The sequence below is a fragment of the Prevotella heparinolytica genome, assembly GCF_002998535.1.
Classification (GTDB): Bacteria; Bacteroidota; Bacteroidia; order Bacteroidales; family Bacteroidaceae; genus Bacteroides; species Bacteroides heparinolyticus.
Genome location: NZ_CP027234.1, coordinates 2,441,103 through 2,454,029, shown reverse-complemented (window position 1 = coordinate 2,454,029; position 12,927 = coordinate 2,441,103). Strand labels below are relative to the sequence as shown.

The following is a 12,927-nucleotide window of genomic DNA, read 5'->3' as shown; positions in this document are numbered from 1 at the left end:
GTAGGTCAGAACTTCACTTCCGTCTTACTTCCGTCGTAGGCCACGGCCATCACCTTGATGCCGGAGCCTGCCTCCGTATCCAGACTGAAAGAAGGCCTGTTGGATACGAATACCGGCGTATCGCCATCATACACTTCGTAGGCCGCCACGTTTTGCCAGCCCGTCATGGTAATGGTTTTACCGCTCTTCACGGCAGTTCCTTGACGTACGGGCAAACGGTCCTTGAATACCTTCCAGTTGGAATCACAGATATACTCTATCTTTTCGCCGGCCGACGGATAGTTTTTAGCTTTTATCTCGGCCACGGCTTTGTCTATCCGGTTCTGCTCAAGCAGGAAGCGTCTTTTCCCGTAGTCGTCTATCTCGCCGTCGAAGGGCGACAGGTAGCCCCACTTCCGGAAGAAATCGGTCAAGTCGGCCTGCGCAATGTCGCACACCATCTTCACGAATTCCAGTTGCTGGGCACCGGGATCCGGTTGGTCGGGCGAGGTGCGTATCTTTTCATACAAATCCTTGTAGAAATCCGTCTTGCCGCGCACATTGGAGAAGTAGAGCTGCAACTGCCACAACGAAACCAGCTTGCAGAAGACATCTTCCTCGCCGGGATGGGGCACATGCTTCACGAACGAGTTGTAGTAAGCCTTCTCGTAGCGGTTGTTGAAACGCCCCATCGCTTCCGTCTCGATGCGCGAGGCGTTGCCCCATTCGGTTTGCACGTAGAGAGAGTGGACGTTGTTCGTCACCTCGGTCATGCCGTGCCATTTAAATCCGGGACGGGTTTGAAACGAGTGCCCTTGCTCGTGTGCCGGACCCCACGGCGATTTCTTCAGTTCGTTCACGTCCAGCAGCGTCCGGCGTTCGTTTTCGCCCGTCACATTATAGGCCGTGCGATAGGAGGTGGAGTAGAAATAGGCATGATACATGGCATGGAAATAGGCACGGTTCACGGTGGGACGATTGTACTTCATCAGTCCCATGAACTCTTTCTCCATACGCACCAGCTCATCGTAAGCATCAATCAGTTGCTTGCCGTTGTTGGCCGCATAGGTCTTGAAGTGTGCGGTGGAGAATGTGAGGTGAGCGTGCTTGCCCAACACGTCGAAATACTCGTCGACGGCTGCATGGAGGTACTTCTGCCAATCGGACGCCTGATGCTTCTGCGAGTCGAAATATCCGTTCACCTTTCCGGTGGCAAAGTGAATCTTGACCTGAGGCGCCGACTGATAATCGGGAGTATGATAGAATACATAGACCAACCCTCTGTTCCTCATCTTCAGTTTGTTCACTCCCTCCGAAAGCGAATAGTGCGACGCGTTCCCATAACCGTCGCCTCCGGGTTTGTTCAGGTTCTGTACCTTCAAGCCGAGTTTATATCCTCCGGTGGGGCCTACGAAGACAATAAGCTCGTCGCTTTCGTCGACACTGATACCCGTGGGATTGTCGAGCAGGCTCAACGTGGAGGTCTTGTTCACACGTGCCCAGTCGTCGGGATGCGGCCAAGCACGGTAGTTCTGGATGCGGAACTCGTGCGGATAACTTCCTTTGTGCAGATAGTAGGCTATGTTGCGGTAGAGGCTGTTCGGCACTTTCTCAATCTCTTCGAGAGAGATGCCGGGCTTCAGTTCCGAGCAGGTGAGGTCGGTAAAGAGCGTAAGCGGGTCGGGATTGCGGCGATAAAACTCCATCTCGGCGCAAGAGGCAAAGCCTTGCCCGTCGCCGTGACCCGACTTCACCACAAACTTCACGGACAAGGGTTTTATCAGAGGCTTGTCCAGCATGACTTTTACCGCCAGCGAAGAGCCTTTGAAGTCATAGTCCGTCACTTTCGCATAATCGGGGGCGGCCTGTGTGGACGCCCAAATCTCCACTTCCTTGAAATGCCCGTTGTAGCCCTCGGTGCGGGGATAGTAAATCAGGTAGTCGATGCTTTCCTGATTCTCGAAGAAATACTCCAGTGTGATGGGAAAATAATGCTCTCCCTTATTGTTCCACGACGAGTGGTAAATGCTTTTGTAATCGCCGTCGAACGATTTCTCTATTTCTCCGCCCTGCTGTGAAGAGCTTGCCGCGGCACGGCTTACGGGCACTTTTACGTCGTCCTTGATGTCGCCGGAAGTTTCTCCCGTATAGCCTGTTTGTGCTTTCTGCGTCACCGGAACTTTCTTTTCAAGTGTTCCGCCTTTCTGCTTTACAACCAGCTCGGTGGTGCGCGCCGCATCTGCGGCGTTGAACGACACGCTGAAGCGATGCGCCTTCTTCACCATCTCCACGGCGCGCGTATCGGCCATGGGCTTAATCCAAGCGGCATCTGCCGGAATGCTGATGTCGTACTCTACGTTGGCCGTAACTTCCAGATTTATCTCTCCGCCGCTTGCGGCAACGGTGAACATCTCGGAAGAAAGCAGCAGGGCCGGAGCCATGCCCAGTTGTTCCACAACGATGATTTCGGACAGTCTCCCGGCTGTTACCTTAATCTCTCCGCGGCGTTTTTCCATCTCCTCGTTGGCAGACACACTGATTTGCAGTATAGAGCCGCGGCCCTGCGTCTTGAGCCATGTTGCGGCATCGCCTTGCACGGTTGCCGTCCAATGGCTGTCGTTCGTCTTTATCTGAATGTCGGATGAGGAAGCCGTCTCGACGAAGTTCACCGTTTTCTGCCCGATGATGAGGGACAAAGCTTCGTCTTCAGGTTTGTCACTGCACGCAGGCGTCAGGAAAACGGATATGGTTAAAAGAAAAAACAAGTGCAATCTCATGGTAAGTGTTTTTATAGGTTTTCTTAGAAAAGTCTGTTTGGATTTACCACGCCGGTTCAGGACAGAGGTCCTAAATCCTGCCGGCATCTTGTGCCCTTATTACGGTTGAATCCGCAATGGTTTCAGACACTTGCCCCTATCGTGGCAAAGGCTTGTGTCTGTCACGACAGGGGCTTTTGCCTGTCGGCCTGAACACTTGCATCTGTCACGACAGGGACATGTGTCTGTCAAAAAGAAAATCAAAACAATATCTTGCTTCTAACCGGCTGCTACAATACGGTTGTTTCTCCGGTCTCCGGGTCGAACATCTCCAGCTTGTATTTGTAAAGCTTGATTTCGGCCAGGGCGAAGTACAGTCCGCTGCCGTGAGGCTCGAGAACTTCGAACCATACATACTGCATCGGAGACGGAAGAACGTAACCCGGAGATTCCACCTCGCTGCCGCTCCCTTCGGGCATGCCTCTGAACTCGGCAACCTTGTGCGCCGAGAACCGGGCGGGGTCGAAGGTTGCTCCGTCGAAGCTGTCGCTCACCCAAAGATTCATATTCTTGGGGCGGTTGTTATTATTGGCATGCGTACGGTTCTTGAGGAAGAAGCCCAACGCGCCGACTGCTTCGGGAGCCTTCATCACAATGTAGTGCGGAAAAGGCTTGGGACTGCTCCAGCTCATGTGCAGGTAGGTGTTGTAGTTGTTGTCTACGAGGCTTTCGAGTTTCCCTTCGCCGTAGAGAGGTTCCGGGTTGCTGGCCCAGACTTGGTCGGCTGTTATCTTCATCTGTTCCTTGGAGTCGGAAATCACTTTGATTTTCTTGGGCAGCGCAAGCGACTCGGATGTTATGGTGCGCACCTCTCCTTCGCGTCCCTTGGCGGTTACGGGCATCAGCTTGAACTCGATGGCCCCGTATCGCTTCAGCAAACCGTCGATGACGATGTGGTCGGCATATACGCTGGCCAGACGGATGTGCTCCTTGCCCGTACCCGGATGCATATAAGTGACCCGGATGTATTCGTAGTTGGCCGCTTCCGGAATCTTCCAGCTTATTTTGACGGCTCCTTCCTGCGGCTCGGCAGTGAGGGAAGAAGCTTCGATTGCCACGGGCTGCGGGCCCATATCTTCTTTCTGGCAACCCGTAAGTGCAAGCAGCGCGACGGCTCCTGCAAAGGCATACAAAAATAAAGGTTTCATATCTTGTATAAAATGGATTTAAGCGTTAATAACCGGGATTGTTCACAAGTTTGGGATTTCTGTTGACGTCATCGCTCGGTATGGGCAACAGATAGTTCTTCGGCGCCTCGAATTTGCGCTCGAAAGAGATTTCCCTGAGTTGTGCGAATTCGTCGATGGTGTTTCCCTCGATGTTGAGTCCCTGAGCTTTCTTGCTGAAGGTTTCTTGGGCAGTCATCCAGCGGCGCATGTCCCAGAAGTTCTGGTTTTCGAGATAAAGCTCTATCTGGCGTTCCTGACGTACGATTTGGCGCAGTTTGTCCTTATTGAGTTCGGCCACGCCCGCCCACGATTTCTCTACGGTGGGAATACCCGCACGCGTGCGCACCTTGTTCAGGTAAGTCTTGGCGGCATCCAGTTCGCCCGTCTCCACGCATGCCTCGGCATAGCCCAGATAGAGGTCGGCCAAACGGATGACAGGCCACGGATATACTGTGCGGTTGGGACCTCCTTTTCCCATAACCATGTTGGGGTCTGTACCTTTTTTATTGAGGTATCCGCCGGGCGAATAGTTGTTGGTGCGGTTCTTGCGTCCCTGATTGCCATCCTTCAGGAAGCTCAGGAGCACGCGTCCCCGTTCGCTCATGTAGGAAGGAATGGGGTATGCGTTGTCGGTTCCGTTCAGCACTTCGAAATATCCGCCATGAAAACCCACCCAGGCATAAAAGCGAGGTTCGCGGTTGAGGTTGAAGGCGATGGTCTTCTCTCCCTCCTTGCCGTAGGCGGCATGGCCGGCGTCTATGCTGACAACCGCCAGCTTGTTGTCCGACTTGAATTCAGGGTCTTCATCCCACGGCAGTCCGTTCTTCGTATAGAAACGGTTCAACATGGTCCAAGTGAGCGACACGCCGTTGGCGCCTTGGTCTACGGATGTTTTAGGCGAACATTTCAGTTGTATGTCATAGTAACCTTCTCCCCGCGTGTCGGCAAACAGCACTTCGGGATTGGCCGAACCTTTCCAGTCGAGGGTCAGGGTACGCATGCGGCGTACGATGCCTTTTTCCGGAAACTTGTTTGCCGAACCGTCTTCGCCCCGATAGGCGTCGTTGACGTAGAGGGCATGTCCGTTGCTCTCGGCCAGTTTGATGGCTTCCATCAGAGCCTCGCTTGCTTTCGTCCACTTCCGGGCATCGTATGTGGCGGGCATCAAAGCCACACCTTCTTTATCCTTGAAATCGGCAATGCCTCCGTTGAACAGGGGCGAAGCGGCATAGAGCAGCATTTTGGCCTTTACCGATTTGGCCATGATGCTGGTGGCCAATCCGTACTGGCTCTTTATGTCCCGCTTGGCAGGCAGGTCTTTGGCGGCTTCGTCAAGCAGGTCGCAAATCCAGTCCACACACTCGTCGTAAGGCACACGGGTGGGATATTCGGAGGCAAGAATATCTGTCGACGGCGTTTCCTTAATCAGCAGAATGGGGCCGTAGGCGCGCGAAAGCAGGAAGTGATAATAGGCGACGAGGAATTTGGCCTGTGCCCGATAATCGTTCTTCTCGGCATCCGTGGTGTCGGGAAACTTGTCTATCCTTTCCATGAACATGTAGCACTGGCGTATTCCTTGAAAGAAAGTGTTCCAGTATGAAATAACCGGCGAGGAGGCCGAGTAATTCCCTTTGGGGAAGGAGGCGAACGTTTCGTGCTCGAAAGCGGTTATCACCTCGTCGCCCGTGAGCAGGTCGAGCCCTCCGGGCGTGTTGGACGGGTTGGGCAGATAGGCATAGCAGGAATACAGATAGTCGATACCGTTGTTGCGCCCCGCATACGTGTCGGTGTCCGTAGTCCGCTCATCGGGCACTACGTCCAGAAAATCGCAAGATACACTGCATATCATGGCCAGTGTCAGGGCAAATATTTTGGATAATAATTTCATATATGTCTATATTTAAGGATGCAAAACTTATTTATCATTGAAGCGGACTTGCACACCAACGTTGAACGTGCGTTGCAACGGATACTTCATTCCGCTTCCTCCTCCCAGTTCAGGGTCCCAGAGCTTGAAGCCGGAGAGCGTGAACAGATTGGTTACGCTTGCGTAAACGCGCATGCCCTTATAAGTATAACCCACTTCGAGGTTTTTCAGCTTCAGGAATGCGGCGTTGCGTAGCCAATACGTGGATCCTTGCCGGTTGTTATTGTTGTAATGATGCGTCAGGCGCGGATAGCGGGCACGGTTGTTCTGGTTGTCCTTGCTCCAGTAGTCGTCGGCTATCCATTGCAGCACGTTGCGCCTTTCCTGTGTGCCGAAGGGGTGGAAACCGCTCATCATAAGCGACACGTTGGCCTGGCCTTGGAAGAAGAACGACAGGTCTATGTTTTTATACTTCATGGAGGGGCCGAAGCCATATACGATTTCCGGAACATGGGGATGTCCTATTTCAACCCGGTCGTCGGATGTGATCTGTCCGTCATACTTGCCATCGGCATCGGGTTGGTCCACATACTTTATATCGCCCGGGGCAATGGTGATGTTGCCCAGCGTGGAAGTGGGGTTGTTGGCTATATCCGCCTCGTCGATGTAAAGTCCGTCGGCCACGTATCCCATGTAGGTGTTCAGCCGTCGTCCCACTTGGCGCAGGGCGGGACGCAAGCCGGGAGCCTCGTCGTATTCGAGCACCCGGTTGCGGGCAAAGGTAAACGTGCCTCTGAACTGTAAGGAGAAGTCCTTGGTGACTTGCTTCCCGTAGTCTACGGAAGCGTCTATGCCCCAGTTTTTCACTTTGGCGTAGTTGCCGAAGATTTTCGTGTCGGCCGTGCCGAACGAGTTCGGGATGGATTGCTTTTGCTGGAAGATGTCGCTGCGTATTTCCTTGAAGGCGTCGATGGTGAGGTTCAGCGAGTTGAAGAACTGCAAGTCCACCCCGACGTTGTATTTCCGTCCTATCTCCCAAGTGATGTTATCGTTTTGCAGGCGCGAGTAGGTGGGGCCTTTGCGTTCGCCTGTCCGGGCGTCGTCGTAGCCGGTGATGTAGCCCGGTGTATTGTTCAATGAAACGATGCCCATGTAGATGAAGCGCTCACCGCCGATCTGGTCGTTTCCTACCAGTCCGTAGGAAGCGCGGATCTTGAAATTGGACACGATGGATTTGAGCGGAGTCCAGAATTTCTCTTCACTGACGTTCCATCCCGCCGACACGGAAGGGAAGAATCCGAAGCGGTGTCCCTTTGCGAAGTTTTCCGAACCGTTGTATCCGGCATTTACCTCGAACAGGTATCTGTTGGCATAATCGTAGGTGATGCGTCCCGCAAAGCCGAGCTTGCGTTTGGGGAGCGAGCCTATCAGGTTGTTGTTGCCTATCACGTTGTTGTTGTACTCGCTCATGTTGTAGAGCAGCATGGCCGACACGTTGTGATTGCCGAACGAGCGGTTGTAGTCGAAGTAGCTCTGGAAATAGTAGCTACGGTCTCCGACCACACCCGAACCGGCATTCAGGCTTGGTTTGGAGGGGTTTCCGTCCAAGGGGGTCTGTATATATACGGTGTTTCCTTCGGCATCGGTCTCCGTTCCTTCAAGAACGTATCTGTTGCCGCCCTGAAAGCGGAAATTCGTTGTCCGGTTCCAGTTCTTGAACGAGAAGAGGGCTTTGAATCCCAACCCCTTGGTGATGAAGTCGAGCTTCTGTTCGTAGTTGAGGATGGAAACGACGGTGCTCTCGAACATGTCCTTATAGCCCGCAGTGGCCACCACCATGGGGTTTTCTATCGGGGTGGAGCCTATCCGTGTGCCTCCCCAATGATACCACGGGTCGCCGCCTTGCGGATAGAGGATGGGGAAATCGACGGCGTTGTTCTGCATGATGGCGTTGAAGATATTACCCACTCCACCGCCGCCGTCGCTGGCCGTAATGGGGCCGTGCAGGCTGTTGAGCTGCACATTGAGGTTAAGCCCTATCTTGGCGGTCTTGGAGAGGTTGAAGTCGATGTTGTTCTGGAAGGCGTACTTCATGTAGTTGATGTTGTTGTCGAACGAGAAGAAGTCTTTGCTGCGTCCTTTCAGCATACCGGTTTCGTGCACGGCGTTGACGTTCATGAAGTAGGTGATTTTGCTTGTACCGCCACGGACGTTGAAGTTGGCCTTCTGGTTGAACGTGGAGCGGTTGAACAGCTCCTCGTACCAGTCTACGTTGGGATAAAGATAGGGGTCGAGCCCTTTCAGGGTTCCGTTGATTTTGTCCTCGGAATAGAGCAGGGCGTCGGTTCCTTGGTTGGTGACCGCCTCGTTGAACATGCGCATGAACGTGACGGGGCTGACCACTTGCGGCACGTTGATGGGCTTGTTCACATAGCTTTCCACACGCACGCTTATCACCGGCTTGTCGAGGTTGGCGCCGCTTTTGGTCTTGATGATGAGCACTCCGTTGGCACCGCGCGTACCATACATGGCCGAGGCCGTGGCGTCTTTCAGCACCGAAAAGCCTTCGATTACTTCCGGGTCCAATGCGTCGAGGTCTGCTTTACTCACTTCCACGCCGTCGAGGATGATGAGCGGATTGGTTGCTCCGCTCATGGTGGAGACGCCGCGCACAAAGAAATCGGCTCCGTTGCTTCCCGGCTCGCCGCTTCGCTGATAGGCGATGACTCCCGAAAGGCGTCCGGCAAAGGCGGTGGAGAGGTTCGTTGCCGGCACTTTCAGGTCGCCGGGGCGCAGTGTCTGTATCGAGCCCGTCATGGTGGCTTTTTTCTGCCCCATATTGAAGGCCGTCACCACCACCTCGCCCAGCGTGGCTGCATCTTCCGAAAGGGAGACGCTGAGTATCTTCTGATTGCCTACCTTGACTTCCTTGGACAGGTATCCGATGAAGCTGACCGCCAGCACATCGTCGGGCGATACCGAAAGCTCGAATTTTCCATCCAAATCGGCCGTGGCTCCATAGGGTGGATTGGCATTCTTCACGAGCACGGAGGCACCGGTCAGCGGGTCGCCCGTCACGGCATCCACCACTGCGCCTACCACCTTGCTGCGGCGCGAAGATTGCTGTTTGGCATTTGTTCCGGCTTTCTTCGGAGAGGTAATGATTACGTTTTTCCCTTTTATGGTTACGTTGTAGCCCGCAAAGATGGTTTTGGCTGCCGTTTCAACGGTTGCCTTCTCTATGTTTACGCTGATTTTGAGCGAAACGTCTACATCGGCATTGTTATACACAAATTTGTAGGCGGATTGTTTTTCGACTGCTCTTACGGCTTCTACTACCGTTACGTTATTCAGCTTTAAAGTTATCGGCTTGTTTTGGGCCACGGCCTCCATACTGAACGCGGAGACAAAAAAGCCTATAATCAGGACGCACAATTGTGTGCAAAACGTTATTTTTCTGCAACAGAATGAAAAGTCGTTCTGTTTTCCTGTGTAATTCATACTATTTATTTATTTTTGTTGAGTAATTAGCTTCCTCCTCTTGCGCTCTCTCGGTTTTGGGCAAGAGTGGAAGAAATAGTTAGAACGAGGGGCGGATAGGTGAAGGCATCCGCTCCTTATTTTTTTATGTATGCTTCGTTTTTATGTTTTCATAGGCATTCAGGTTTTAAGGGGGTTATTATTCGATTGTTATTTCGTTGGTTCCGGTTTTTTTCCATGTCAGAGGCGTGATGCTCTGCAAGATGCTCAGGATGTCGTCCACGGTTTCATTGTCGAGCGTGAAAGATACCGGGGTATTCAGCAGTTTCGGGCTGCACGTCTTGCACGAGATGCTTATGTTGTACCACTTGCCCAACTGGATAAACACGTCTCTGAGCGGCGTATTCTCGAACAGGAGATATTCTTTTCGCCAGTTGGTGTAGGCCGAGGCGTTTACCACTCTCATCTCCGTGGATTTATCTTTTTTATTGTAGATAAGCTGGCGGTCGGGCTGCATTTCCAGTTTCCGGCCCGTCTCTTTCACCGTCACGTCGATCTTGCCCGTCTCCAATACGGCCTCGGCATGCGGCAGTTCTTTCCTGTCGGTGACTACGAAAGTGGTTCCGGACACCCTTACGGTCATCGTCGGCGTATTCACCGAGAAAGGTCTCTTCTTGTCTTTCCTCACGTCGAAGAAAGCTTCGCCCTTCAAAGCCACGTTGCGGCGCTTGCGGCCGAACTTCTTCGGATACGTCAGCTCGCTTCGGGCATTGAGCCAGACGATGGAGCTGTCCGGGAGGATGACCTCTTTCTTGCTGTCGCAAGTGGCAACGGTCAGCATCCGCTCGCCGAACGGGAGTCCGGCGTCCCACATCTGCAATCCCAGCAGCAGAAGAAGCACTGCCGCCGCCGAACTTGCCACCCACCGATACAGCTTGCGGCGTTTCTTTGCCTGCATTCGTGCAAAGAACATATTCGCCGCTTTCCGGGCCGATTCTTTGTCTTGAAGTTCGATGGTCGATTCTTCCCACACTTTCGCCATCTGCACAAAGTAGTCTTCGTTCTCTTTCGATGCCCTTACCCATTGCATAAGCGCGTCTTTCCCTTCCGGCGTGATATGGCCTTCCAGATAATTGGCGATGAGTACATTATAATCTGTCATATTCTGTTTCATAATACCTATTCTTTTACTGACTTTATCTATCACGACTCACAAAGAAAATACCCTACCTCATGATTGCAAATTATTTTATTAACACACCTATCCGCATAACGGTTACGCACCACGCACTCCCGTTCGCGAGAGCTTTCAGGAAAAGAAAAAAACGTTACTTATCAGAGAATTTCCCTCCTCGCCCCGGCTTGCTATATAGATGTCACCGGCTGGAAATATAAATGCAGCACGCTCCATATATACATGCAGCACGGTGGAGATATATCTCCACCAAAACCCTCCTGCAAGTATCTCTCGCAAGGGATAAGCCCTCAAAAGGCATACAGTATAAATTATTAACAAAGAAAGGTTCTGATGAAGCAGAAAGCACGCATGCTTCGCCCGCCGGGAAGGAACATCGCCGGAAAGCTAAATGGCGGCATGCCGCTTCCTTGCGCAAGGCGTGTTAAATACAGTTAAAAATGGGGGGGGGTAAAAGATAGTGAGAGTATCAAAGCCACAACAGGCATATATCCATTCTGCAACAGATGGGTACGAATATCTTTGAGCGCTTTCGAAATGTGCTTTTCCACCGCCTTTACCGTGATGTTGAGTTTCTCGGCTATTTCTCGGTTCTTAAGATCATGATAACGGCTCATCATAAAAACCTCTTTACACTTATCAGGCAGAAGGGACACACAATGCGCTATTTCCTTTTTTATCTCATCCGTACTCAATTGCTCGTCCACGGTGAACGAAGTGAAAAGCAGGTTATCCAGATAAGAAACGTCGTCAGACAATTCTTTTCGGGCGTATTGGGATGATTTCAGCAGGTCGAGACAACGATGATAGGTCAATGTATAGAGATAAGATTTTATAGGGATAGAGACGTCTATCCGTTTTCTATTCTCCCAGCAGTGGGTAAAAACCTCTTGAACAATATCTTCGGCATGCGACATATCGCCGACGATACGCATGGCAAAGAGGCGCAGTACTTTATAGTAATCGGCGTATATACGTTCGAAACATGCTCTATCCATTGTAGAATTAAAAAGATTTACTCAATAATATAAGTAACAAATAGCAAAATTAGCAAAAAATCTTCTGTTGCACACGAATCTGTTTGAAAAAACAAAAAGAGAACAACGGCCGGCCCTTCCGGTTTTGTTTACGGTTTGCTATTTTAAGGGGATAAATGTAGTGATTTAATTCGCCCTTTTACTACTTTTGCACCCATGAACGCAGAAAAACGTGTATTGCTGGGCATGAGCGGCGGGACGGACAGCTCCGTGGCAGCCATGAAATTGCAGGAGGCGGGGTATGAAGTCACCGGCGTGACGTTCCGTTTCTACGAGCAGAACGGGGCCACGGAGTATCTGGACGATGCACGCGCACTGGCGGCAAGGCTGGGAATAGAGCACATAGCCTACGACGCACGCGAGGTGTTCCGTTCGCGCGTCATCCGCTACTTCATCGACGAATACCTGTCGGGGCGCACACCCGTTCCCTGCATCGTATGCAACAACGAGCTGAAGTGGGCGCTACTGGCAAAAACGGCCGATGAAAAGGGAATTTATTGGATTTCTACCGGACACTACGTGCGCAAAGTGCAGCAAGGCGGAAAGTGGTACATAGCCCCTGCCGCCGACCGCGACAAAGACCAAACGTTTTTCCTTTGGGGCTTGAAGCAGGACATCCTGCGGCGCATGCTGCTGCCGATGGGCGACATTACCAAAAGCGAAGCGAGAAGATACGCCGCCGACCGGGGATTCCGGCACGTGGCAACGAAGAAAGACAGTATCGGCGTATGCTTCTGCCCGCTCGACTACCGCTCTTTCCTGCGCCGTGAGGTTGAAGAGTGCCCAAAAACTGCCCAACCGACAACAGGCCACTGTCCAAATAGTGCCCAAAAACTGCCCAAAAACTGCCTAAGCAGTGCCCAAAAACTGCCCGGAAAGGGGAAATTCATTGATGAGAAGGGCGATTTCTTGGGATGGCACGCAGGTTACCCCTTCTATACCGTAGGCCAACGGCGCGGATTGGGCATACACCTGAACCGTGCCGTCTACGTCAAAGAAACAATACCGGCAACCAACGAAGTGGTGCTTGCCCCGCTCTCCTCCCTCTATAAGCAAGAGATGCTGCTGAAAGAATGGAACCTGACGGAGAACAGCCGCGTGCCGGATGCCGCCGAGGTGATTGTAAAGATACGCTACCGCAAACAAGCCAACCGCTGCAAGGTGAGCCTCACGCCGGAGGGACTGCTGCACGTCGGCCTCACCGAGCCTCTGGAAGCCATTGCTCCGGGACAAGCGGCCGCTTTTTACGATGAGAACGGCTTGCTGCTGGGCGGAGGAATCATTGTTTGAGGAGTAACGAAACAAGCCGACAGTGCAAAACGCTTGACGGCATCCCGACCAAGCACATAGATCGCCTTTTATTTGCGTTTATAAAACACATCTC

General features: G+C 52.4%; 7 protein-coding genes. 1 reads left to right on the top strand and 6 read right to left on the bottom strand.

Annotated elements, in window-relative coordinates; translation table 11 throughout:
* Window positions 1-5 precede the first annotated feature (5 nt).
* The 6 genes from C3V43_RS09895 to C3V43_RS09865 form a co-directional block, all read right to left on the bottom strand.
* Window positions 6-2,756, bottom strand: a complete 2,751-nt coding sequence (locus C3V43_RS09895) for a M60 family metallopeptidase (protein ID WP_106069665.1) — start codon at window positions 2,754-2,756, stop codon at window positions 6-8.
* A 269-nt stretch (window positions 2,757-3,025) separates the two neighbouring features.
* A complete protein-coding gene (locus C3V43_RS09890; RefSeq protein WP_106069664.1) occupies window positions 3,026-3,943 on the bottom strand; it encodes a DUF4959 domain-containing protein in 918 nt (305 codons plus the stop codon).
* 25 nt (window positions 3,944-3,968) lie between these two features.
* On the bottom strand, window positions 3,969-5,852 hold the full coding sequence (locus tag C3V43_RS09885) for a RagB/SusD family nutrient uptake outer membrane protein (protein ID WP_106069663.1): 1,884 nt from the start codon (window positions 5,850-5,852) through the stop codon (window positions 3,969-3,971).
* A 27-nt stretch (window positions 5,853-5,879) separates the two neighbouring features.
* Window positions 5,880-9,332, bottom strand: a complete 3,453-nt coding sequence (locus C3V43_RS09880; RefSeq protein WP_106069662.1) for a TonB-dependent receptor — start codon at window positions 9,330-9,332, stop codon at window positions 5,880-5,882.
* Between the two features lie 178 nt (window positions 9,333-9,510).
* On the bottom strand, window positions 9,511-10,485 hold the full coding sequence (locus tag C3V43_RS09875) for a FecR family protein (RefSeq protein WP_129588747.1): 975 nt from the start codon (window positions 10,483-10,485) through the stop codon (window positions 9,511-9,513).
* Between the two features lie 455 nt (window positions 10,486-10,940).
* The gene (locus C3V43_RS09865) at window positions 10,941-11,504 is read right to left on the bottom strand and encodes an RNA polymerase sigma-70 factor (protein ID WP_106069659.1); all 564 of its coding nucleotides are present in this window, start codon (window positions 11,502-11,504) and stop codon (window positions 10,941-10,943) included.
* Window positions 11,505-11,699: 195 nt separating this feature from the next.
* Between C3V43_RS09865 and mnmA the strand changes: the two genes are divergently transcribed.
* On the top strand, window positions 11,700-12,833 hold the full coding sequence (gene mnmA / locus C3V43_RS09860; protein ID WP_106069658.1) for a tRNA 2-thiouridine(34) synthase MnmA: 1,134 nt from the start codon (window positions 11,700-11,702) through the stop codon (window positions 12,831-12,833).
* Window positions 12,834-12,927: the final 94 nt, after the last annotated feature.